The sequence below is a fragment of the Kitasatospora sp. NPDC008050 genome, assembly GCF_042957465.1.
In the GTDB taxonomy this organism is placed as follows: Bacteria; Actinomycetota; Actinomycetes; order Streptomycetales; family Streptomycetaceae; genus Kitasatospora.
This window is the reverse complement of record NZ_JBIBIJ010000009.1, coordinates 126,510-149,540: the sequence shown is the minus strand read 5'-3', so window position 1 is coordinate 149,540 and position 23,031 is coordinate 126,510. Positions and strand designations below refer to the sequence as shown.

Genomic DNA, 23,031 nt, shown 5'->3' with positions numbered 1-23,031 from the left:
ACGTCCCCGTTCGACAGCCGTCCCCGGCCCCCCGGGGGCGGACGCCGGACAGGCCGGGGCAGGTCTGCTGCCCCGGCTGGTGAAGCATGATCTTGGCGTGCGGCAGCGCGAAACGCTCCCGCCCCGGACCGCACACTTCAGTGGGCGGTTGTCACTGGTCACCCGACTCGGTCGACACTCCACAGCGGCAGGTACTCGAAGAAGGCGACCGCCTCGTCCCGCCAGCGCGGACGCCACGTGGCGGCTTCGGCAGAGGCCAGTTCCGCATAGCGGCGCATGTCCGCGCGCATGGTTTCGGGGACCTCGTGGCGGTGCGCGATGTCACGGATGGCGGCGATGGTCTCCGCGGAGCAGGTCTCGCTCCCGAGGGCGGATTCCACCGTGGCCCGCTCGGCGTCGGTGGCCGCCCTCAGGATGGCGGCGACGGTGTAGTTGCGGCGCCCGTCACGAATGTCGGTGCCGGTGGGCTTGCCCATGGTCGCCGCGTCGCCGAAGAGGTCCAGGTAGTCGTCGCGCATCTGGCCGGCGATCCCCACCAGCCGGGCGTAGTGGCGCAGTTCCGGCTCGAACCGGTCCGGCTGCTCGCCGGCGGCGAGCAGCCCCAGCTGGATCGGGGCCAGGACCGAGTAGCGCGCGGTCTTGTAGTCGGCCACGGCGTGCAGCACGTCCTCGTCCGGGATCGTGGTGAAGTCCCGCTCCATGTCGGTGATCTGGCCCACCAGCGTGGCCGACACCGCCCGCGTCTGCGCCTCGACCATGGCCTGGCGCACCGCGAGCGGGGCCTTGGAGTCGAGGAGCACCTGCAGGGACAGGGCGAGCGCCAGGTCGCCCGCCAGCACGGCGAGCCCCAGGGCGGCCTGTGGCCGGTCGGGGAACCTCTCGCGGTAGGCGTAGTAGGTCGAGGGGCCGCCCCGCCGGGTGGGGCTGTCGTCGATGATGTCGTCGTGGATCAGCCCGTGGGTCTGCAGCAGTTCGATACTCAGCGCCGCCTCATCGAGCCCCTCGACGGGCTCGGCGGTCACCAGCCGGGCCGCTTCGAACAGGAGCACCACCCGCGCCCGCTTGCCCCCGCGCAGGGACAGGTCCCGCAGCAACTGCACGCACTCGGGCGTGAATCGGCTGAACGACGGCACGTCGAGGGTGGCGCCCAAGCGCTGGAAGTACTCCTCGAAGAGGGTGCCGAACCGGTGCCCGTATCCGGCGATACGGGCCCGGAGCTGCTCGGTGGGGACGGGTGCGGTGGCCACTGGGCGATCTCCTGTTCGAGGGGCTGGTGACACGCTCGCAGAAATCGGCGGCGCAGCGAAATCCGCCGGCGCCCGGCCACCTCGGGGAACGGTCTCGCGGGTCAGGGGGTGGGCAGCAGGTGGGGCTACAGGCTGCGGTGGATGTCGCTGAGGGGGCGGTTCTTGGTTTCCGGGACGCGGCGGAGGACGAAGACGATGGCGGCGGTGGAGACGGCCGCGAAGAACCAGAAGACCCAGCGCTCGCCGACCAGGTCGGCGGCCGGCAGGAAGGTCTGGCCCACCACGAAGTTGGCGGCCCAGTTGACCAGGGCGCAGGCGCTCGCGCCGCGGGCGCGGGACTCCGGGGGGAACAGTTCGGCGGCCAGGACCCAGAAGACCGGTCCGAGGCCGATGGCGAAGGAGCCGACGTAGGCGGCCATCGCGATCAGTGCGACCAGGTCACCGCCGCGACCCGGGGCGGGCCCCAGGGCGATGCCCAGGGCGATGAGGGAGAGGGCCATGCCGGAGAGCGACCACAGGAGCAGCGGGCGCCGGCCGGCCCGGTCGATCAGCGGGACGGCGGCGATGGTCATCAGGACGTTGACCGTGCCGATCGCCACCGAGCAGCCGATCGAGTTGGCCGCGCCCATGCCCGCCCGGGCCATGATGCTGGGCGCGTAATAGATGATCGAGTTGATGCCGCCGAACTGCTGGACCGCGGCGAGGGTGACCCCGATGAGCAGGGCGGCGCGGGTACCGGGTGCGCCGAGCGCGCTCAGCGCACCCGGCGTGGACCTGGAGCCGGCGTTGGCAGGGGCGGCGGTTCCGGGGCGGGAGTGCTGGGCGAGCCAGGCCGGGGTCTCCGGGATGGCGAAGGTGCCCAGGAGCATGGCCGCCGACGGGATGAGGCCCACCGCGAACATCGCACGCCAGTTGGCGGCCCCGGCGAAGGCGAAGTCGACCAGGTAGGAGATCAGGATCCCTACCGTCAGAAGGATCTGATTGACCGTCACCAGCCGTCCGCGCAGCCGTGGCGGGGCGACCTCGGTCAGGTAGAGCGGCGCCACGGTCGAGGCGCTGCCCACGGCGAGGCCGAGGACGGCGCGGGCGGCGAGCAGGGTCCAGAAGCCGGTGGCCAGCGTCGCCAGCAGCAGGCCGAGGGTGAAGGTGGCCGCGACGGTGACGAGCACCTTCTTGCGGCCGAACCGGTCGGCGGGCCGGGCGCTGCCGAGCGCGCCGGCGGCGGCACCGAGCAGCAGGACGGAGATGACCGTGCCCTGCTGGAAGGAGCTCAGGCCGAGTTGCTCCCGCAGGAAGAGCAGGGCGCCGGAGATGACTCCGGTGTCGAAGCCGAAGAGCAGTCCGCCGAGGGCGACGACGGCCGTGCAGAGCGCGAGTCGCGGGGTCGGTGGTGTCGGGACTGTCGGGGCTGTCAGAGCTGTCGGCGGTGCGGTGGTACGGGCGGGGGGCAGGGCAGCCGGCGGGGCGGCCGGCCAGGCTCGGGGTGCCATCGTCTCCTCTTCTCAGGTGTGCACGCGGGCGGCGGCTACGCGGTCTCCAGGCCCTGCAGGACGTCCTCCTGGTGGATGCCGAACCATCGCAGATAACCGATGAGCCGCTCGTCCGACTCGTGCTCCTCCGGCAGCCGGCGCAGGCCCGCCCGCAGCGGGCCGGCCTCGGCGAGCGCCGCCGGGCACAGCTCCACGGACTCACCGGGAGCGCTGAGCCGGGCCAGGTAGTGGGCGCTGCGATGGCCGGGGACGCCGAGGTACAACTGGCTCCACACCAGGCGCGGCGGCTGGGCTCCGGCCGCCGCGAGGATCCGCCAGCCCGGGTCGGTGGCCGGGTCATTGGCCGGGTCATTGGCCGGGGCGGTGGCCAGATCGATGCCCGGATCGATGCCCGGATCGATGCCCGGATCGATGCCCGGATCGAAGGTCTCGGCGAGGATCCGTTGCGCCGATCGGGCGCCGGCGATGCCGGCCAGGCCGCGCAGCGCCTTCGACTCGTGGCTGCCCGCCCGGTCCAGCAGCGCGTCGATCTCGACGTCGATGCCGCCGACGCCGAAGGTGGCCGCCGAGGCGAGGACGGCGAGGTCGCGCCCCTGCCGGTGGGCCAGTGCGAGACCCCTCAACTGGGCCCGGGCGACCCGTCGGTAGCGCTCGGCGGAGAAGACGGGTCCGGTGCGCACACCGATGCCCTCGGCCAGCAGCGGGGCGATGGCGGCGATGCCGTTGTCGGAAGCGGGCAGGGCGGCCAGCAGGTTGGGGCGGTCGACGGCCCGGGCCAGGGCCCGGGCCGCGTTCACATAGCCCTCGGTGCTGCTGGTCAGGGCGGTGACGGGTGCGGCGACCAGGCCCTCGCGCCCACCGCTTCGCCGGTGGCCGGCCCGGAGCAGGTCGCAGGCCCAGCGCGCGTGGTCCACGGCGTCGGGACCCGTGCTGCCGGGGCCGGTGATGCTGAGATCGGTGAACCGGCCGGACTCGGCGAGCTGACGGATCTCGTCGCGGTCGGCCGTGGTCGCGGGGAGGTGCTGCAGCCAGACGGAGAGACCGGCGACAGGGCGTGCCAACGTGGCGATCACGTGCGGGAGTTCCTTTCGTGGCCCGCGACCGGCCTGGTGCGGGTCGACGGGTGGCGGGCAGGGCGGGCAGGTGGGCAGCGGGCAGGCGGGTGGCGGATCAGTGGACGGGCGGGTCAGTGGACGGGCGGGTCAGTGGACGGGCGGGCGCAGCCGTTGGGTGGCCGCCGCCGCGAGCAGAGCGGCCAGGCAGATCAGGCAGGCCAGCGGGACGACCGTGCCCACCCCGTGGGCGGAGATGGCCCAGCCGCCCAGGGCCGCGCCGGCGGCGATGCCGAGGTTGGCCGCGGACACGCCCAACGTGGCGGCGAAGTCCCCACCGGGCCCGGCCAGTTCGACGATCCGGGACTGAAGTGCGGGCACCAGTCCGAAGCCGACCAGCCCCCACAGTCCGACCGCGACGACGGCGGACGGCGCGGACTGGCCGGCCAGCCGGAACGCCAGCAGGGCGAGGGTCAGGCCGGCCACGGCCGCCGTGAGGGTCGGGGCGGCGCGGCGGTCGGCGGCCCAGCCGCCGAGGAAGGTGCCCACCGCGCTGGCCGCGCCGAAGGCGAGCAGATACCCGCTCACCAGCCCGCCGGGGATGTGCGTGATCTCCTGCAGGTAGGCCGCCAGGTAGGTGTAGGCGGTGAACTGCCCGGTGAACAGCAGCAGTGCCACCGTGAGCAGCGCGAGGACACGGCTCGACAGCGCGCTGCGCAGCTGCCCGGACAGGCTCCGGGCCCCCATGGCCGGGGTCGGCGGGATCAGCCGCCACGCCGCGAGCAGCGCGAGCGCCCCGAGCGCCGTGACCGCGGTCAGCGGCGCGCGCCAGCCCAGGTTCAGGCCGATCAGCGTGCCGGCCGGGACCCCGAGGACGGTGGCGACCGAGATGCCGCCGAAGACCAGCGAGATCGCCCGGCCCTGGCGCCCGGGGCCGGCCAGCGCGACGGCCACGCTGGTGGCGGCGCCGACGATCACGCCGTGGACGAGGCCGGCCCCGCAGCGGGCGATCAGCAGGACGGTGAACCCCTGGGCGCAGGTCGCGCAGGCGCTCGCGGCCAGGTACGCGGCGAGCGCGGTCAGCAGGACGGTCCGGCGGGGCAGCCGGATCGTCAGCGCGGTGAGCAGCGGGCCGCCGAGGGCGATGCCGAGGGCGTATCCGGTCACCAGCAGTCCGGCGGTGCCCAGCGGGGTCGCCGAGCCCCGGGCGATCGGGCTCAGCACACCCACCACGACGAACTCGGAGGTGCCGATGACGAACGCGATCAGGGCCAGTGCGGCGAAGGCGAGCCGGTTTCCGGAGGCTTCCGGAGCCGCCCGGCCGGCGATGGGGGAATCCGACCGGGAAACCAGCCGGTAAACCGACCGGGAAACCGGCTGGGAAACCGGCTGGGAAACCGGCTGGGAAACCGTTCTGGATGTCATGCTAACCCTCCTGCCAATCCTCTCGGGGGTGGTACAGGCGGGTCCGGGTGGTGTCCTGGTACGGCATTTCCTCCGGCATGTTGATGAGTTCCATGCTCATGCCCCAGGGGGTCGTGAAGTAGACCCAGCGGTCCCCCGCGATCGGGCCGTCGGTGATGGTCTCCGGCTCGCCGAGCATGGTGACGCCCGGCTGCTGCCGGAGGTAGTCGGCCGCCTTGTCGACGTCGTCCACGTAGATGGCGAAGTGGTGGCCGCCGACGTCGCTGTTGCGGGGCAGCCGGCGGGCCTGTTCCGGTGCCGTGTACTCGAACAGTTCCAGGTTGGTGGTCGGACCGAGCCGGAGCATGGCGATGTTCGTCGAGGCCCGCGGGTCGACCCCGAGCTTGCGGGTCATCCAGTCGCCCTCCTGGTCCTGCACGGCGTCGAGCCGGTAGGCGAGTTCGGCACCGATCACGTCCACGAAGAAGTCGACCGCCTGGGCCAGGTCGGGGACGGTGTACGCGATGTGGTGAACGGACCTGGCGCCCGGTATTCCGGTCATGCGAACCTCGCTCTCTCACTCCCGCGGGTGGCCCCCCGGGATTCTGCCGGACAACTCCGTTGAGAATGCCGCTGATTCACCCGGCGGGCAACCGTCCGGGCGGAAGTGTGTCAAGGTGCCAAAGTGGGGGCGCGGATATTCACGGCCCCCATCGCCTGTGCTGTGCTGGGAGGGCAATCGCAGAGTTCTGTCCACCATTCGAATGGAGCTGATCCATGTGACCATCGCTGCCGAGTTGCACATAGCCGGCTATGTGGCGCCGGGATTCGAGCGCGTGCGCGCGGAGTTCGAGCGCAATCTCGTCGAGCGCGACGAGCTGGGGGCGGCGTTCTCCGTCCACCTCGGCGACCAGCCGCTGGTCGACCTGTGGGGCGGAGTCGCCGACGCCGGCACCGCCGCGCGCTGGGAGCGCGACACGCTGCAGACAATCTTCTCCGGGAGCAAGGGGATCACGGTCACCGCGCTGCTGCGCCTGGTGGACCGGGGAGACCTGGACCTCGATCGTCCGGTCGCCTTCTACTGGCCCGAGTTCGCCGCCGCGGGCAAGAGCCGGATCACGGTGCGCGAGGTGGTCACCTTCACCGGGCGGCTGCCCGGCCTGTGGGCGCCCGTCAGCCAGCACCAGGCCAACGACCCGGTCGAGATGGCCCGGTTGATCGCCGCCCAGGAGCCGGAGAGCGACGACCGTGCCCAGGGCATCCTCTACGGCCCGTTCACGGCCGGCTGGATCATGGGCGAGCTGGTCCGGCGGGTGGACGGGCGGCCGCTGGACCGCTTCTTCCAGGCGGAGCTCGCCCGGCCGCTCGACCTGGACATCCACTTCGGCACCGGGCCCGAGCTGTGGCCGAGGCTGGCCCGGACCAGCTACGGCACCAACTTCCTGGCCCAGTTCACCGGCTTCTTCCACAGCGGCGACCCGCTCACCCAACGCATCTGGCAGAACCCGCAGCCCTTCCCGGACGACGAGGGCGTCTGGGCCACCCCCGAGCGGCGGGCCGCGCTGATTCCGGCGATCAACGTCAGCGGCACGGCACGGGCGTTCGCCAAGCTGTACGGCATCCTGGCGGCCGACGCCGTTCGCTCGCCGGACGAGCCGCCGCTGCTGCTGTCGCGCCGGACGCTGGACGACGCGCGCCGGGTGCACGCCCGCAAGACCGACCAGCTGATCGACGTGGTGATGGCCTACGGCGGTGGCGGCTACCGGCTGCGCACCGCGGAGCGCCCCGGGCCGGACGGTGAGACCTTCGGGCACGACGGCGGCGGCGGCTCGGCCAACCAGGCCTGGCCGCGGGTGGGCCTGGGCGTCTCGTACGTGATGAACCGCCTGATCGCGCTGGGGCCGGACGACAAGCGGGCCGGCTCGCTGCTCAAGGCACTGGCCGCGGACGTGGCCGACCTGGGCCTGCCGACCGCACCTCGCTCCTGAGCGAGCCGCTCCTGGCCGGCCGCGGCACCGCGGCCGGCCAGGAGGCCGGGAAGCCGGGAAGCCGGGAAGCCGGCGCAGGAACTCCCGGCAACTCCCGGCAGCGGCAAGAACGCGCAGGACCGGAAAGGGCCCCGAGATCACTCGGGGCCCTTTCCGCATGCGGCCCACCCGGCGGCACATGCTGCCGGGTGGGCACCGGGTCACTCCGTCTCGGCCGCGTCGGCGATGGCGTCCAGGCGGGCGATCTGGTCGTCCGTCAGGGTGATGTCCAGGGCGCCGAGGTTCTCGTCCAGGTGCTTGACCGAGGTGGTCCCCGGGATCGGCAGGACGACCGGGGAGCGGTGCAGCAGCCAGGCCAGCGCGGTCTGGGCCGGGGTGGCCCCCACCTCGCGGGCCACGGCGGCGACCGGGCTGTCGGCGCCGGCGTGGCCGCCGATGGCGATCGGGAAGAACGGCATGAAGGCGATGCCGTGCTCGGTCGCGTAGTCCAGCACGTCGTCGTGCTGGCGGGCGGCCAGGTTGTACCAGTTCTGCACCGAGGCGATCGGCGCGATCCCGCTCGCCTCGCGCAGCTGCTCGACCGTCACCTCGGACAGGCCGATGTGCCGGACCTTGCCCTCGTCCTGGAGCTGCTTGAGCGCGCCGATCTGGTCCGCCAGCGGCACCTCGGGGTCGATGCGGTGCAGCTGGAGCAGGTCGATGCGCTCCACCCGCAGCCGGCGCAGGCTCAGCTCGGCCTGCTGGCGCAGGTAGGCCGGGTGGCCCACCGGCACCCACTCGCTGGGGCTCGGGCGGGTCATGCCGATCTTGGTGGCCAGCACGAGGTCGGCCGCGTAGGGGTGGAGGGCCTCGGCGATCAGCTCCTCGCTGCCGCCCAGGGCGTAGCAGTCGGCGGTGTCGATCAGCTGCACGCCCCGGTCGACGGCGTGGCGCAGCACGTTGACGGCGTCGGCGCGCGGCGTCGGGGGCTGCCACACGACCGCCTCGGTCGGCGGAATGTCCGGGGTGTCGGCCAGCCGCATCGTGCCGTAGCCGATCCGACGGACCGTCAGCTCGCCGAGCTGGAGGGTCTTCCGGTCGGGCTGGGCGGTGGTGCCGGCTGCGGTGTTCGTCGCGGTGGTCATGCTGCGTTCTCCTAGCGATGTGGGTGCTACGACAGTGGTGCGGGTTCTTCATTCATGGGGGCCGGTGGGCGGCCAGGCGGTGCACGGACACCGCCTGGCCTGGCCGAACGTGTCGGCCGGTGCGGGTGTGGCTGGTCGGGCATCGGTCAGTCGGCCGCCGGTGTGGGGACGGCGACCGGCGTACTGCCGGTGGGGGCGGCAGTGGCGGGCCGGCGGGCCGGGTGGCCGAAGCGGCGCATCGCGGGCTGCTCCACCAGCCGGTACAGCAGCCAGCCGAAGGCGACGCTGAGCAGCAGGGTGATCGCGAGCATGCCCAGTGCGGTGGGGGTGTGCCAACTGCGGGCGCCGGCCGAGGTGGTGGCCGCCAGGCCCAGGGGCCCGTACTGGAAGACCAGGAAGTGGACCATGTAGAAGGCGAAGGAGATCTCGCCCAGCCACCGCATCCGCCGCCCGGCGAACGGCGTCCGCTCTCCCTTGACGTCCTGGACGGCCGCCGCGGCGATCAGCAGCGCTACCGGCAGGGCGGTGGGGGCCACCAGGCCGTAGGAGTCCGGCAGGTACACCATCAGTGCGTAGCCACCGGCCAGCAGGAGCAGGGCGGTTGGCCAGCTCAGGCCGATCCAGCGGCCGGTCTGGACGATCCGGGCCATCAGGATGCCGAGGGCGAAGTCCAGCAGCCGGGTGGCCGGGAGGAAGTAGACGAACCAGTAGCGCAGCATCGAGACCGGCTGCCAGGGTGACAGCGGGGTGCCCGGCAGGAGCTGGGAGACCAGGGGAACCGCGAAGAACCCGACGGTCAGCAGGGCGACCCAGAGCCAGAGGCGCTCGGCCCTGATCCGCTTCACCAGGCGCAGCAGCAGCGGGAAACTGAGGTAGAAGAGCGCCTCACAGGCCAGTGACCAGCTCGGGCCGTTGGTGCCGCCCAGTGCGGTCAGGTTCGGCACCCAGCTCTGCACCAGCAGCAGGCTCGGCACGGTGGCCGTCGCCGTCAGGTCGGTGCCCACCTTGATCATGAGCAGCAGTCCGACGAACCAGGTCACCAGGTGGTTCGGGTAGACCTTGAAGAACCGCCGGCGGTAGAACCGGCCGGTCCGGTCCGCCGGCCGGGCCGACCAGGTCAGCACGAACCCGCTGAGCACGAAGAAGAAGCCGACGCCGAGGAATCCCGCCCTGCTGAGGTAGGTGCCCATGAAGGAGTCGATGCCCTGGTCGGTGAAGGCCTTGGCCACCGACGCATGGGTCAGGAACACCAGCAGCGCGGCGATGAACCGCATGCCGGTCAGCGAGGGGAGCCTGGACTGTCCTGCCCTGGAGTCGATCTGACGGGTCGTCATCACGACCCCTGGGCGGCGGGCAGCCGGATCGACTGGCGGTGCCGGAAGAAGTCCCGCGGGTCGTACTGCTGCTTGATCTGCTGCAGCCGGGGATAGTTGTCCTTGTAGTAGAGCGTGGTCCAGGGCACGTTCGAGGTGTTGAACGCCGGGTCGCTGATGTCGCGGTCCGCGTAGTTGACGTAGCAGCCGTCGGTGTTCCGGTTGGGGACCGGGACGCCGCCGGTGTCCGCGTAGACGTCCTGGTAGAACTGGCGCAGCCAGGCCAGGTTGGGGGCGTCGTCGGCCGGCGTCGTCCAGTAGGTCTGGTAGAGCAGCTTGAGGATCGCGCCGCGCTGGGCCACGGCGGTGGCGTCCGGCGCGACCGCGCCGATCCGGCCGCCGAACGACACGACGGCGAGGCCGCCCTCGCTGTTGGCGTAGTCGGTGCGGGTCAGGTTCCGGTAGATCGCGGCGATCTGGTTGTCGGTGAACCCGCGCTTCATGTAGGCCGACTTGTGCCCGCCGCGCATGTTGGGGTCGGTCTGCGAGTCGGCCATGGTGCCGATGTAGCGGACCGCCTTCAGCCACGGCAGCCGGGTGACCGCCCCCTGGTGGGGAACCCCCAGGGCCTGGTCCAGGTTCTGCAGGAAGGCCTCGGCGAGCTGCTCGGCCTGTGGGACGTCGCCGTTCAGCTGGAACAGCATGCCCAGGCTGCCGGAGGCCCGGTGGTTGAGGAAGAGCCAGGTGGTCAGGGCGGTGTAGACCGAGTCGGCACCGCTGTTCTGCTCGTGCCAGGTCCCGTAGGCCTTCACGAACGAGCTGAACCCGCTCTGGGTGACCTTCGCCCAGGACCAGGAGGGCAGGGCGATCAGCACCTCGGCCGGCGGCTTGGGCAGCAGGTCCGCGGGGTCGTCGCCGGTGGCGTCGGCGGAGCGGAACCAGTAGCGGGTGACCACGCCGAAGTTGCCGCCGCCCCCGCCGGTGTGGGCCCACCACAGCTCGCGGTTCGGGTCGCCCGCCTCTCGGGTGGCGACCACCGCCTTGGCGCGCCCGGTGGCGTCCAGGGTGACCACCTCGACCGCGTAGAGGTGGTCGACCACCAGGCCGTGCTTGCGCGACAGGTTCCCGTAGCCGCCGCCCTGGACGTGGCCGCCGACGCCGACCGCGAAGCAGACACCGCCGGGTATGGTCACCCCCCAGCCCTCGTACAGGGCCTCGTAGACGTTCAGCAGGGTGGCGCCGGCCTCGACCGCGAACGCCCGGCGCTGCGGGTCGTAACCGACGGCGCTCATGAGGCTCATGTCGACCACGACCTCGACGTCGGGGTTGAAGACGAAGTCCTCGTAGCAGTGCCCGCCGCCGCGCACGGTGAGCCGCTGCGACCGGTCGGCGGCGTCCTGCACCGCCCGCACCACCTGGTCGGTGCTGCGCGGCAGCCGGATGCCCTTCGGCTTGCCCTGCCAGCGCTGGTTGAAGCCGGAGATCAGGTCGATGTAGCGCGGCGCGTCGGGGGCCACCGTCAGCAGCTCGGCGTCGGCCACCGCTCTGGGTGCCGCTGCCGGGCCCGGCTCGGCCGCTCTGGCGGACGCGAGGCCCAGGCCGCTCGCGGTGGCGGTGCCCAGGGTGGCCCCGGCGCCGGCCACGAACGTCCGGCGACTGAGATTACGCATGGTGCTCTTCTCGCTCTCTGTCAGATCTGGTCGTGGTCAGTCGAGTTGGGGGATGCGCGGCGGCAGTGCGTCGCTGAGGGCGCCCGGTACCACGCGCACGCTCAGCAGCCGCAGGCCGTCCGGTCCGGCCGTCACGGCGACCTGTTCGGCGGCCGGCAGCAGGAGCAACCCGCCCGGCAGTAGCCGCTGTTGCTGGTCACCGTGGAGCGCGGTGCCGTGGAGCGCCGCGCTGTGGAGCGCGGTGCCGTCCCCGGCGAGGACGAACAGGGCCTCCTCCACGCCGTCCTGGGCCAGGTGGGTGAGCCGGTCGCCGGGCGGGAGCTGCCACAGGTCGACCGCTTCGCACTCGCTGTGCAGCATGCCGCGGCGCGCGAGGCAGTTCCAGAGCCGGGCGGGGCCGGCCGGGGCGGCGGTCGGCAGCGACCGCACGGGCCTGATGGTGCGACTGATGATCACCGCTGCTCCGCCCTCGGCACCGCGAGCTCGGCGTGGAAGAACTCCAGGCCCTCCTGGTCGGCGCTGATGGTCGCGTCGACACCGAGCGGCAGCGTCACGGCGGTTCCGGCGCCGAGCGCCACCGTGGTGTCGCCGGAGCTGACCCGGCCCGATCCGGTCAGGATGAACATGGTGTGCTCGCCGGCCCGGGAGGAGAACGCCTGCTCGTCGCCGGCCGCCAGGGTGCGGATCTCCACCAGGCGCAGTGGGCCGGTGAAGACGCCGGTGGGGTCCACCGTCCGCTCCGCGCGCAGGTCGTGCAGCTTCATGGTGTCGGAGTGCCTTTCGGTTGCGTGCGGTGCGTGCGGTCCGTCCGGTGCGGGCGGTCCGTCCGGTGCGGGCGAGGGCAGCTGGTGCAGCACCGCCGAGGTGGCCGGGGCGGGCATCTCGATCACCAGCCACTCCAGCGGGCCGTCCGCCTCGGTGCCGGTGTTGCGCAGGCCGTGCACGGTGCCGATCCCGGTGAGCAGCAGGGACCCGGGCTCGGCCGGCCGGGTCGTCCCGTTGACCAGGAACTCGCCGCGCCCGCTGAGGATGAAGTAGATCTCCTCGGTGCGGGTGTGCCGGTGCTCCCCGCTCAGGCCGCCGGGCGGGATGGCGGCGACCTCCACGGCCTCCCACTCGCCGGCCAGGTGCCGGCGGCTGGCCAGGCACTTCCAGTGGGTCAGGCCCGGGGCGCCGTGCACACCGTAGATCTCGGCGGCCTCGCGGGTGTCGGCGACCAGGATCGCGCGCGAACCGTCAGACACGGCTGAGCTCCCGGGCGGCGAGAGTGCGCAGGTCCTCGACGGCGACGGCGAGTTCGCCGTGGCTGACGTCGTTGACGAAGACCGCGTCGCCGATGCCGACCGGCAGCGGCAGCCGCTGCTCGCCGTCCCGGTGCCGGACGGTGTCCTGCAGTGCGCGGGCGAGCAGGTCGGCGTCCAGCAGGTCGTGGTGGCGCGGCAGTTCCAGCGCGCGCATGACGCCGAGCACCCGGTCGCGCTGCTGGGTGTCGAGCAGCCCGCGCCGCCAGCCGAGGACCGTGGTGAGCGCCATGTCGATGCAGACGGCCTCGCCGTGCAGCAGGGCCGGCAGGGCCCGCATCTCCAGGGTGGGGCTGAAGGTGTGGCCGTAGTCCACGATGCGTTCGAGCGTGTGCTCCCACAGGTTCGGCTGGAGCTCTTCGAGCATGCCGTGGATGGCCAGGCGGATCACCTGCTCGGCCGGGTCCGCCGGGTCGGTGCCGCCCTGGAACTTCTGGTCGATCAGCCGCGGGCCGTGCTCTTCGAGCAGGTTGAACAGCTGGGCGTCCTTGATCAGCGCCATCTTGAGGATCTCGGCCATCCCGTTGGCGATGTGCCGGCGCTCGACGGTGGCCAGGAAGGACCGGTCGAGCAGGGTGAGCGAGGGCGCGAAGTAGGTGCCGAGGCGGTTCTTGTGACCGTTGAAGTTCACCCCGGTCTTCACCCCGATGCCCGCGTCGACCAGACCGATCAGCGTGGTGGGCACCCGGACCACCGGGGTGCCCCGGCGGTAGAGGTTGGCGACCAGGCCCACGATGTCCAGCAGCACGCCGCCGCCGATGGCGATGATCGGCTCGCGCCGCCGGTCCAGGCCGAAGGAGTCCAGGGCGACCACGATCTCGGAGGCGGTCTCGAACTCCTTGACGGTCTCCTCGGCGCGGACCACCTGCAGGAAGTAGTCGATGTCGTGGTGCTCGAAGAAGCGGCGGATCCGGTCCCCGTGGCACCGGTCAACCTCGGCGTCGATCACCACGAACCGGCGGCTGCGGCCCTGGGCGGGGGCCGCGTGCTCGATCAGCGCGCGGTTGCCCGGCTCGAACACGTCGTGGCAGATCCGGACCTCGTAGTCGACCGGCTTGACCGCGCGGACCCGCCAGGAATTCGACAGTTCACTGAAGTCGAGACTGCTGGAATGCGTTTCATCGGTGTTCATTGGTTTCCCCCTGTAAATCGCTTGGTGACTTTCAGGTGTCCTGCGGTTCAACGGCCGATGCGATGCGGGTACCGGCCGAGTGCCAGGGCCGCATACGCCGCGGAGGCGAGCGTCATGTGCCGGTGCCAGCCCGGCTCGGACTTTCCCTCGAAATCGCGGAGGCCGGCCCGCCGGACGGTACCGGCGCGGTCCCTTTCCACTTCGTCGGCCAGCTGGATCAGCCGGTGGAAATCATGGGCCCGGATGGGCTCGGTGTTCGTCAGCCAGAATCCGGAGCCCGGCAGGGCGCGCGGACCGCATTCGCTGTACAGGAACAGGTCGTCGCCCGGTCGGCCCGGCGCGGCGTGCGGCAGCGCCACCCGCACGACCCGGGCCTGCACCCCGGGCGGAGCGTGGCTGCCCGGCAGCAGCCGGGCGCCGGGCGAGCAGCCGAGCAGCTGGGCCGCCAGCGGTTCGGGCCGGCCGTGGCCGGGTGCGGCCGGCACGGTGAGCCGGGTGGCCGCGGCGATCCGCACCGCCACCCGCAGGCCGAGCCGCCGACCGGCCTCGAACAGCGCGCCCGGCTGGACCGGCGCACCGTCCCACAGCAACGTCGCCGAAGGGGTGGCGGCCAGCTGGGCCCGCAGCGGGCGCAGCAGCGCGTCGATCGCCGGGGCCGCCGGGGCGCCGGCCGACTGGAGCTGCCAGGCCACCGGTGCGGTCAGGCCCGGGGCCGCGTACCAGAGCCCGAGTGCCTGCTGGTCGCCGTCGAACGGTTCACGCCCGGCGGCCGGGTGCGGGCCCGGCCCGCCGTGGCCCGCGGGCGCGGCGGCGACTCTGCCGCCCAACCGCGCGCCGGACTTGGCCAGCGGCATGGCGCCGACCAGCCAGGCCCGTGGGGCCGAGACCTCCACCAGCCGGGCGGCCAGCGACCGGCGCACCGCGTCCCACTGCCAGGGCGAGTTGCAGACGAAGTGGTGCAGCCGCTGGTTCGCCCCGTGGTCCTGGAGCGACCGGGCCATGTTGCGGATGGATTTGCGTCCGGGAGTTCCGAGAAGTCCGCGCAGGTATTCCGCCGCCTTGATGCGGTAGTCGGCCCGGCCGACGGACGAGAAAAGCCTTTCGCAGAGCTCCTGGGCGATTTCCTCGGTACTGCTCCCCCATGCGGTGGCGCTCATTGTGGTGCTCGTTGTGGTGCTCGTTGTGGTGCTCGTTGTGGTGCTCATTGTGTATCACCTCCTTTCGGCTGTGAAAGAATCCTCTGCCGTTGACCGGGGCGGGGTCAATTCGGGTCGTACAACTTCGGCAAGTCCGTGTTTCGCTGCTGCGCACGGGCCCATTCCGGTGCGCGGAACGGCGCCGGGACAGGCCGAAGGAAGAGGACGATTCGGGGCAGGCCGGTTCGGGGCAGACCGGAGCAGCTCAGGCGGAGGTGGACAGGCTCTCCCGGGAAACCCTGTCCGGCCGGCCCGCCGAGTGACGGCCGAACGCGTAGGCGGCGGAGACCATGGTCATGTGGTGGTGCCAGCCGAGGTAGGAACGGCCGGAGAAGTCCCGCAGGCCGAACTCGGCACCCAGGCGGTCCACGGTGCCGCGGGTGCTCGCCGCCGATTCGATCAGGGCGAGGATCCCGGGAGCCTCCTCGGTGAGGCCGGTCAGCCAGTACCGCCGGGGGCCGCCCGGGTGGCAGCTGTGCGCCCAGAGCCAGTGGACGGGCGCGCCGTTCTCGGCCGGCAGCTGGACCGGCACCCCGCGCAGCGTGGGCTGCGGCCCGCCGCCGGGTCGCAGCCGCGGCCGCGGGAAGAGCGCCTCGGCCTCGACGCCGCCCGACCGGCCGGTCCCGAGCCGGCCCGCGGCCGCCTGGAGGGCGGGCCGCACGAGCTGGCCGGGACGGGCTTCGAGCAGGTACGGGATGCCCCGGCGGGCCAAGGCGCCGGCCAGCTGCGGCAGTTGCTCGGTGATGCCGAGGTCGGCGATCAGCGGGGCGGGCGGCTGGTGGGCGGCCAGCCGGTCGACCATGTCCACCAGGAGCTGCCAGGCCGGGCGGGGACCGGCGCTCTCGGGGATCCGGGCGCGGGCCCGGCGCTGCGGCTCCTCGGTCCAGCTCGGGTCGAGCAGCAGGGACCAGTCCACCGGCAGGGCCTCCCGCCCGGAGGCGATGAACAGCCCTGCTGCGACCTGGCACTTGACGGTGCGCCCGACCGACGGGTCGAAGCGGCGGTGGACGCCGACCGCTTGGTCACCCCGCTTGGGGATCACCGCCAGGGTGGCCGTCCAGGCGCGGACCGGGCCCTCCTGGCTGGCGACCCGGGTCAGCGCCCGGCGGGCCGGACGCCAGTCCCAGGGACTGTCGTTGATGAACTGCTGGAGCGAGAGCGCGGCGGTGCGGCTGGTGGAGAGGCTGGCTGCCAGGTTCGACAGCGACTTGCGGCCCGGCGCGGCCAGTAGTCCGTGCAGGTAGGCGCGGGCCCAGCGTCGCTGGTCCACCCGGGTCAGGTGGGCGAAGACCTGCTCCGTGAAGCGGGTGATCGCGGCTTCGCCGGCGGGCGGCAGCGGTTGCGCGTCCATGTAGACCTCCCCGAGGTGCGCGTGTCGACCTCCAAAAGAATAGCGAACGATCGCTTTGTTTTTCACTCCGGAGCGTCCCCGGGCGCGATTTTGGCAAGTCTCCGCTCCGGGAACGAGGTTGGACAGGGGGTGGCGCGGCCGGGCACGGCCGCGTCCACGGGAGGCGGACGGATCAGTTCCGGTCGGCCGGTCCGGCCAGGGCGCGCTGCCAGATCCGCTGCAGGTCCTGCCGGATCTCCTCGCCGCGCTCCGGGGTGGCCCCCGGTGGCGTGACGACACCGCGCCGCACCGACTCGGCACCCGTCACCAGGCAGTAGGCCAGCACCTCCAGCTCCCGCGCCCCGAGGCCGTGCTCGGCGTCGCTCGCCTGCTGATCCCTCGTCAGAGCGCTTCGCAGAGTGGGCAGCCAGCTCGTGTACCAGTTGCCGGCGGCCTCGGGCTGCTCCCAGCTCAGCCGGGCCGCGGCGCGCACGCCGGGCTCCTCCTGCAGCAGCCGGGTGAGCAGATCGGTGAGGCCCGCGGCGGCGTGGGCCTCACCCTCGGCAACCCCGGCGAGCGCCGCGCGGGTGAGGGCGGCCGCCTCCGCCCGGACCGCGTCCGCCAGGGCGGCCTTGCTGGCGAAGTGGAAGGTCAGCGCCCCCATGGTCACGCCGGCCGCCTGGCTGATCCGGGCCAGCGAGGTGCCGGTGTAGCCGTGCTGGTCGAACTCGACCGCTGCGGCCCGCAGGAGAGCCTGGTGCGTCTGCTGCGCTCGTTCCTGTTTCACGGGCGGCCGTACCGCTCCCCGCCGCGGCGGCCGCACGGGCCGCACGGCGGTGCCGTCACGATGACCTGGGAGGAGGAGAGGCTGAACCACATGGGCGGGGTGTGGCTCCTTCGGCGGGCGCGGTGGCGAAATGCCGCAGTCGGGTGGAGTTCTGACAATACGCCCAGCCTGCCCGGCGACAGCCCGCTCACGGCGGATCACTGACAGCTTTGGCAACTGCCCTCGCACTCCCGGCTCCGACGGCCGCCGCCGCGACTCACCCGGCCGGGCCAGGCCCCGGCCCGCCGGCCAGGTGCGAGCGGTACCAGGGGGCGGCCTCGGCGAGCCGGGCCAGCGGACCGGGCCCGGGGTCGGTGCCGGCCAGCCGCCACACCTCCTCGCTGCGGTACCAGTGGTCCACGGCGAACAGTTCGAGCTGGCGCGCGCCGGCCGCCCCCGGTACCCGGGCGAGCTGGTCCAGGCACTGCTGCCAGGACCAGTCCCGCCGGGGCACCGGGGCAAGCACCGCGTGCTCGGTGAGCGTGTCCAACAGGGCCCGGGCGGGCACCGGTTCGGGGTGGCCGGCATGCAGCACCCCGCCGGGCAGCCGGTCCGCGGAGCAGGCCAGCGCGACGATCAGCCGGGCGAGGTCGGTCACCGCGACCATGCCGAGCAAGGCGTCGCCGCCCGCCCAGCGTCCCGGGACCCGCCGGGTCAGCTCGGCCAGGCAGGGGACGACCCAGCGGTCCCCGGCACCCACCACCAGATGCGGGCGCAGCACCAGGGCACCGGCGTCGAGCGCCGCATGCTCGCCGGCCAGCCGCGTCCGGCTGGCCGGCGAGACCGGCGCGGCCGCGACCTCGCCCACGCCGATGCCCCGGTGCGGGCCGCGCCCGTAGACGGCCGAGGTGGACAGATGGACGATCCGGCCCACCCCCGCTCTGGCCGCCTCCCGCATCAGCGCGCGGGTGCCGTGCACATTGACCGCCGTGCACGCCGCCTCGTCTCCGGAGACCAGCGAGGCGAGGTGGACGAGCACGTCGGCGTCGGCGGCCGCGCCGTGCAGCGTCCGCGGGTCGGCCAGGTCCGCGTGCACCCGGTCCTCCCCGCCGCTCGCGGACGGAACACCGGTCACGGACGGGGCGCCGCTCGCGGACGGAACACCGGTCGCAGGCGAGCGGGAGAGCACCCGGACCCGGATGCCGTGCTCCGGGTGCGCCCGCAGCAGGGACCGCACGGCGGAGCCGATGAAGCCGCTCGCCCCGGTCAGCAGCACGGTGCGGGCGGTCATGCCGATGCCCCGTCCTGCGTGCCGCGCTCGGCCAGGTCGCGCCGCAGCGACTGCGTGACGGGGGCGGTGGCGATGCCGGGGAGCAGGTACCACCACAGGCGGATGATCCGCCCGGGCAGGTCGGCCCGGCCGGTGCGCAGATGGGACATGATCTGCGAGCCGGTGTACGCGGCCACCAGCAGTTGGGCGACCTCCGCCACGTCGACGTCCGCCAGGAGTTCACCGGCCCGCCGCGCCGCTTCGAGCTCGCCGCGGAACTGCCCGGCCCACATCTCGTAGGGGCTGAAGTCCCGCAGCCCGAGCTGGCTCTGCTCCACCGCGAGGGTCACACCGGCCCTCAGCAGCACGTTCTGCTGCAACTCGTCGGCCAGGTACAGGTTCAGACCGATGAGCTGCTCCAGCCCGGCCGGCTGCGCGGGCAGCACGAGGTCGGAGGCCTGCTCGTCGATGACCGCCTTGGCCAGGTCCTCCTTGGACCTGAAGTGGAAGTACATCGCACCCTGCGTCGCCCCGGCCTCGGTGATGATCTTGCTGACGCTCGATCCGCTGAATCCGTACTGGTCGAAGACGAGGGCGGCTGCGCGCAGGATCGTCCCACGGGTGCGTACGGCTCGGTCTTGCTTCGCTCGCGACACGGTGGCTCCAGAGATCTGCTCGACAAACAAAAAGAACGACCTCTATGTTATTCGCCGTGGCGCCCGCCATCCAGCGGGCGTCGACGACCATGCCTGTGGCCATTTCGGGGGAGTGCACACATGTACGGCACAGACCACAGCACCGCCATGCCCAAAACCGGACGAATCGCGACCAATGCGGCGCTGACCGGCCCGCTCGCGCACGGTACCGGCACGACCGGCACGACCACCCTGCTCGCACCCGCGGTGCCCAAGCAGCTGGTCCACAAGAACGCCGCCCACGAGGTCCTGCTCACCGGCTGGCGGCCCACCGGCCCATCGGCCTACCGGGTGAGCGCCCGCTGGCCCCGCCGGCACCGGATCTACGGAGCCCGCCGCGGCCTGCACGACCCGCAGCTCCTGCTGGAGACGATCCGGCAGACCTTCCCGCTGCTCTCGCACGCGGTCTTCGACGTCCCGCTGGGGCACCAGCTGATCTGGGACCAGTTCAGCTACGCCCTGGTACCCGAGGGCCTGAGCGTCGACGCCCCCGGGGGCGAGGAGGTCGAGCTGGACGTCGTCTGCCAGGACCTGCGCCGGCGCGGCACCCGCGTCACCGCCCTGACCCTGGCCTACGTGGTCAGCCGCGCCGGTGTGCCGCTCGCCACGGCCCAGTCCCGGTTCACCGTCCAGACTCCGGCGGTCTACCAGCGGCTGCGGGCCGGACGCGGGGACGCGCCCCAACAGATGTCCCGCGCCGTGCCGTTGACCTTCCCCATCCCCGCGGCCCGGGCCGGGCGCTCCGCCCCGCGGGACGTGACCCTCGCCGCGACCGACCGGTCGCACCGCTGGCAACTGCGCGTCGACACGGCCCATCCGGCCTACTTCGACCACCCGGTCGACCACGTCCCCGGCGCGCTGCTGCTGGACGCCGCCGGCCAGGCGGCCCAGGCGCTCGCCTGTCCGGCTCCGGTGCTGGCCGTGGCGATGGAGTGCGAGTTCTCACACTACGTCGAACTCGACCGGCCCTGCTGGGTCGAGGCCCTCACGCTGCTCCCCGACTCGACCCGGCGCGACCGGGCGCGGGTCACGTTCCAGCAGGGGGCCGAGGACCCGTCCTGCGCCCTCACGGTGACGCTCGCACCGTTCCCGCGGGACTGAGCGGGTCCACGGCGGTCCGGCCCCGACGGGTGGGTCGAGGGTCCCGAGCGGGCGGGACCTTCGACTCTGGGCGGGATCCGGGGAGCAACGCAGCATGGGGTGAATGTCCGCGATCATCGATCATGCCCCTTATACGTCGTTCCACCGCCGACTCGCCCTGGCCTGCTCCGGTGGGCCACTGCTGGACGGTTTCATCCTGAGCATCGTCGGGGTGGCCCTGATCGGCATGAAGCCGGAGCTGGGGCTGAGCACCGCGGAGGTGAGCCTGATCGGGGCCGCCGCGCTGATCGGGATGTTCGTCGGCGGCGCCCTGTTCGGGATGCTGACGGACCGGATCGGGCGCGAGGTGATGTACACCGCCGATCTGCTGGTCATCGCGGCCTGTTCGGTGGGCTCGTTCTGGGTGACCGACGTGTGGGCGATCGTGGCGCTGCGGTTCGTGCTCGGGATGGCGATCGCCGCCGACTACCCGATCGCCACCTCGCTGCTCGCGGAGTGGCTGCCGATCAAGGACCGCGGCCGGCTGCTGGGCAAGCAGATCATCGCCTGGTACGCCGGTTCGGTGCTCGCCTACGGGGTCGGCTACCTCTTCCTCCAGCTGGGCGGGAACGGCAGCTGGCGCTGGATGCTGGCCAGTTCGGCGGTGCTCTGCGCGTTCTTCCTGGTGGTGCGGCGCGGCTCGCCGGAGTCTCCGCTCTGGCTGGCCCAGCACGGCCGGGAGCAGGAGGCGGTCGAGCTGGTGCGCCGTCATCTGGGGCGCGAGGTGACGGCCGAGGAGCTGCGCGGCGGGCCGGCCGAGGGCGGTGAGCGGCTGGACGCCGGCTCGATGCGGGTGCTGTTCAGCCCCGCCTACCGGCGCCGGACGCTCTTCTGCGGCCTGTTCTTCCTCTGCCAGGTGGCGCCGCTCTTCGCGATGCTGACCTTCGGTCCGGCCATCCTGGGCTCCTTCGGCATGCCGGGCGGCACGGTGATGGACACCCTGGGCACCGGAGTGATCAGCCTGGTCTTCCTGCTCGGCTGCTACCCGGCGCTGCGGGCGATCGACCGGCACGGCCGGCGACCGACCATCATCTGGTCGTTCGCGCTGATGATCGTGCCGCTGGTCTTCCTCGGGCTCTGGCCCACGGCTCCGGCGCTGCTGGCGCTCTCCGCGCTGTGCGCCTACGCCTTCCTGTGCGGCGGGCCGAACGTGCTCGACTGGACCTACCCCAACGAACTCTTCCCGACCTCGGTCCGGGCCACCGCCGTGGGCTTCGCCACCTCGGTGAGCCGGATCGGCGCGGCCGTCGGCACCTATCTGCTGCCGATCGCGCTGACCGGTGTCGGCATCGGCCCGACCATGCTGATGGCGGCCGCGCTCACCGCGGTCGGCCTGCTGGTCAGCGTGCGGTGGGCGGAGGAGACCAAGGGCGTGGGGCTGCGGCAGTCGGCGCAGGCCGTGCCCTCGCCCCGGCCGGCCGAGGCCGGCGCGAGGACAGCGGCGACCCTGAGGCCCTGACGCACCGCGAGGCCCTAACGCACGGCGACGGGCTGCGGGAGGGCGGCGAGGGCCAGGAGGATGTCCTCGACGCTCTGTTTCGCATCGCCGAAGAGCATGCTGGTGTTCTCCCGGAAGAACAGCGGGTTCTGGACTCCCGCGTAGCCCGAGGCCATCGAGCGCTTGAAGACGACGACCTGTTCGGCCTCCCAGACGCGCAGCACCGGCATGCCCGCGATCGGGCTGGACGGGTCGTCGGTGGCGGCGGGGTTGACGGTGTCGTTGGCGCCGATGACCAGGACCACCGAGGTGGCGGCGAGGTCGTCGTTGATCTCGTCCATCTCCAGCACGATGTCGTAGGGCACCTTCGCCTCGGCGAGCAGCACGTTCATGTGCCCGGGCAGGCGGCCGGCCACGGGGTGGACGCCGAAGCGGACCTCGACGCCGCGCTCGCGCAGCCGGCGGGTCAGCTCGGCGACCGGGTGCTGGGCCTGCGCCACCGCCATGCCGTAGCCCGGGGTGATCACCACCGAGCTTGCCTGGGCGAGCAGTTCGGCCGCCTCCTGGGCGCGGATCTCGCGGTGCTCGCCCTGCTCGGTGTCGCCGGTCGAGGGGGCCTCGATGCCGAAGCCGCCCGCGATGACGGAGAGGAAGGAACGGTTCATCGCCTTGCACATGATGTAGGACAGGTAGGCACCCGAGGAGCCGACCAGCGCGCCGGTGACGATGAGCAGGTTGTTGTCGAGCAGGAACCCGGCGGCCGCCGCGGCCCAGCCGGAGTAGCTGTTGAGCATGGAGACGACGACGGGCATGTCGCCGCCGCCGATCGAGGCGACCAGGTGCCAGCCCAGCGCGAGCGCGAGCACGGTGACCGCGACCATCAGGCCGAGGCCGGGGCTGACGGTGAACCAGATCGTCAGTGCCACGAACGCGGCGAGCGCACCGGCGTTGAGCGCGTTCTTGCCGGGCAGCGTCAGGGGGCGCGAGGCGATCCTGGCGGAGAGCTTGAGGAAGGCGACGATGGAGCCGGTGAAGGTGACGGCGCCGATGAAGATGCCGATGAAGACCTCGGCGTGGTGGATGCCCAGCAGGTCGGCGGCGATCCGGGTCTGCGCCGAACCGTGCGACTCGACCTCCAGGTAGCTGTCCCAGCCGACCAGCACCGCGGCCAGGCCGACGAAGCTGTGCAGGACGGCGATGAGTTCGGGCATCTGCGTCATCTCGACCTGCCGCGCCCGCCACAGGCCGAGCGCGCCGCCCAGTGCCATCGCGAGGACGATCAGGACGACCGCGCCGGCCGTGATGCTCTGGGCGGCCGCCACCACGGTGGCGACCAGGGCCAGCGCCATGCCGGCGATGCCGTAGCCGACACCGGCCCGGGAGGTGCGGTGCTGGGAGAGCCCGGCGAGGCTGAGGATGAACAACAGGGCGGCGACCAGGTCCGCGGCGTGCGAGGCTGTCGTGGCGGTCATCGG

The 23,031-nt window shown here is 72.6% G+C and carries 20 protein-coding genes; 3 read left to right on the top strand and 17 right to left on the bottom strand.

Features of this window, described 5'->3' with window-relative positions:
* Positions 1 to 158: 158 nt before the first annotated feature.
* From ACFZB9_RS19685 to ACFZB9_RS19665, 5 genes are all read right to left on the bottom strand, one after another.
* On the bottom strand, positions 159 to 1,247 hold the full coding sequence (locus ACFZB9_RS19685; RefSeq protein ID WP_391448760.1) for a polyprenyl synthetase family protein: 1,089 nt from the start codon (positions 1,245 to 1,247) through the stop codon (positions 159 to 161).
* A 125-nt stretch (positions 1,248 to 1,372) separates the two neighbouring features.
* Complete coding sequence (locus tag ACFZB9_RS19680; RefSeq protein ID WP_391448759.1) at positions 1,373 to 2,737, bottom strand: MFS transporter; 1,365 nt, start codon at positions 2,735 to 2,737, stop codon at positions 1,373 to 1,375.
* A 35-nt stretch (positions 2,738 to 2,772) separates the two neighbouring features.
* Positions 2,773 to 3,810, bottom strand: coding sequence for a transaldolase family protein (locus tag ACFZB9_RS19675; RefSeq protein ID WP_391448757.1), 1,038 nt, complete (start codon positions 3,808 to 3,810; stop codon positions 2,773 to 2,775).
* Between the two features lie 129 nt (positions 3,811 to 3,939).
* Complete coding sequence (locus ACFZB9_RS19670) at positions 3,940 to 5,214, bottom strand: MFS transporter (protein ID WP_391448756.1); 1,275 nt, start codon at positions 5,212 to 5,214, stop codon at positions 3,940 to 3,942.
* Between the two features lies 1 nt (position 5,215).
* Positions 5,216 to 5,755 carry a VOC family protein gene (locus tag ACFZB9_RS19665; protein ID WP_391448754.1) on the bottom strand — a complete coding sequence of 180 codons (540 nt, stop codon included), beginning with the start codon at positions 5,753 to 5,755 and terminating at the stop codon, positions 5,216 to 5,218.
* A gap of 202 nt (positions 5,756 to 5,957) precedes the next feature.
* On the opposite strand from ACFZB9_RS19665, the gene ACFZB9_RS19660 reads away from it, so the two are divergent.
* Positions 5,958 to 7,181 carry a serine hydrolase domain-containing protein gene (locus ACFZB9_RS19660; RefSeq protein WP_391448752.1) on the top strand — a complete coding sequence of 408 codons (1,224 nt, stop codon included), beginning with the start codon at positions 5,958 to 5,960 and terminating at the stop codon, positions 7,179 to 7,181.
* A gap of 200 nt (positions 7,182 to 7,381) precedes the next feature.
* Here the strand turns inward: ACFZB9_RS19660 and ACFZB9_RS19655 are convergent, their stop codons facing one another.
* The 11 genes from ACFZB9_RS19655 to ACFZB9_RS19605 form a co-directional block, all read right to left on the bottom strand.
* Entirely contained in the window at positions 7,382 to 8,305 is a 924-nt protein-coding gene (locus tag ACFZB9_RS19655; protein WP_391448751.1) for an aldo/keto reductase, read from the bottom strand.
* A 146-nt stretch (positions 8,306 to 8,451) separates the two neighbouring features.
* Positions 8,452 to 9,639, bottom strand: a complete 1,188-nt coding sequence (locus tag ACFZB9_RS19650) for an acyltransferase family protein (protein WP_391448749.1) — start codon at positions 9,637 to 9,639, stop codon at positions 8,452 to 8,454.
* Positions 9,639 to 11,288, bottom strand: a complete 1,650-nt coding sequence (locus tag ACFZB9_RS19645; protein ID WP_391448747.1) for an FAD-binding oxidoreductase — start codon at positions 11,286 to 11,288, stop codon at positions 9,639 to 9,641. The genes ACFZB9_RS19650 and ACFZB9_RS19645 overlap by 1 nt, the downstream gene beginning before the upstream one ends.
* Before the next feature lie 36 nt (positions 11,289 to 11,324).
* Positions 11,325 to 11,717 (bottom strand): hypothetical protein, encoded by a 393-nt coding sequence (locus tag ACFZB9_RS19640; protein WP_391448745.1) that lies wholly within the window; start codon positions 11,715 to 11,717, stop codon positions 11,325 to 11,327.
* A gap of 23 nt (positions 11,718 to 11,740) precedes the next feature.
* Positions 11,741 to 12,532, bottom strand: a complete 792-nt coding sequence (locus tag ACFZB9_RS19635) for a cupin domain-containing protein (RefSeq protein WP_391448743.1) — start codon at positions 12,530 to 12,532, stop codon at positions 11,741 to 11,743.
* Positions 12,525 to 13,721, bottom strand: coding sequence for a sedoheptulose 7-phosphate cyclase (locus tag ACFZB9_RS19630; protein WP_391448742.1), 1,197 nt, complete (start codon positions 13,719 to 13,721; stop codon positions 12,525 to 12,527). The genes ACFZB9_RS19635 and ACFZB9_RS19630 overlap by 8 nt, the downstream gene beginning before the upstream one ends.
* A gap of 47 nt (positions 13,722 to 13,768) precedes the next feature.
* Positions 13,769 to 14,878: a transposase gene (locus ACFZB9_RS19625; protein WP_391448740.1), complete on the bottom strand. Its 1,110-nt coding sequence runs from the start codon at positions 14,876 to 14,878 to the stop codon at positions 13,769 to 13,771.
* 244 nt (positions 14,879 to 15,122) lie between these two features.
* Positions 15,123 to 16,268: an IS701 family transposase gene (locus ACFZB9_RS19620; RefSeq protein ID WP_391448739.1), complete on the bottom strand. Its 1,146-nt coding sequence runs from the start codon at positions 16,266 to 16,268 to the stop codon at positions 15,123 to 15,125.
* Between the two features lie 172 nt (positions 16,269 to 16,440).
* A complete protein-coding gene (locus tag ACFZB9_RS19615) occupies positions 16,441 to 17,034 on the bottom strand; it encodes a TetR family transcriptional regulator (protein WP_391448737.1) in 594 nt (197 codons plus the stop codon).
* 256 nt (positions 17,035 to 17,290) lie between these two features.
* Positions 17,291 to 18,304, bottom strand: coding sequence for an NAD-dependent epimerase/dehydratase family protein (locus ACFZB9_RS19610; protein WP_391448736.1), 1,014 nt, complete (start codon positions 18,302 to 18,304; stop codon positions 17,291 to 17,293).
* Positions 18,301 to 18,939 (bottom strand): ScbR family autoregulator-binding transcription factor, encoded by a 639-nt coding sequence (locus ACFZB9_RS19605; protein ID WP_391448733.1) that lies wholly within the window; start codon positions 18,937 to 18,939, stop codon positions 18,301 to 18,303. Before ACFZB9_RS19605 ends, ACFZB9_RS19610 begins: the two co-directional genes overlap by 4 nt.
* 120 nt (positions 18,940 to 19,059) lie before the next feature.
* Here ACFZB9_RS19605 and ACFZB9_RS19600 point away from each other — a divergent pair, with 120 nt between their 5' ends.
* Complete coding sequence (locus tag ACFZB9_RS19600) at positions 19,060 to 20,079, top strand: ScbA/BarX family gamma-butyrolactone biosynthesis protein (RefSeq protein WP_391448731.1); 1,020 nt, start codon at positions 19,060 to 19,062, stop codon at positions 20,077 to 20,079.
* Between the two features lie 103 nt (positions 20,080 to 20,182).
* Positions 20,183 to 21,577: an MFS transporter gene (locus ACFZB9_RS19595; RefSeq protein ID WP_391448729.1), complete on the top strand. Its 1,395-nt coding sequence runs from the start codon at positions 20,183 to 20,185 to the stop codon at positions 21,575 to 21,577.
* Between the two features lie 14 nt (positions 21,578 to 21,591).
* Here ACFZB9_RS19595 and pntB read toward each other — a convergent pair whose 3' ends face one another.
* Positions 21,592 to 23,028, bottom strand: coding sequence for a Re/Si-specific NAD(P)(+) transhydrogenase subunit beta (pntB, locus tag ACFZB9_RS19590; RefSeq protein WP_391448727.1), 1,437 nt, complete (start codon positions 23,026 to 23,028; stop codon positions 21,592 to 21,594).
* Positions 23,029 to 23,031 lie beyond the last annotated feature (3 nt).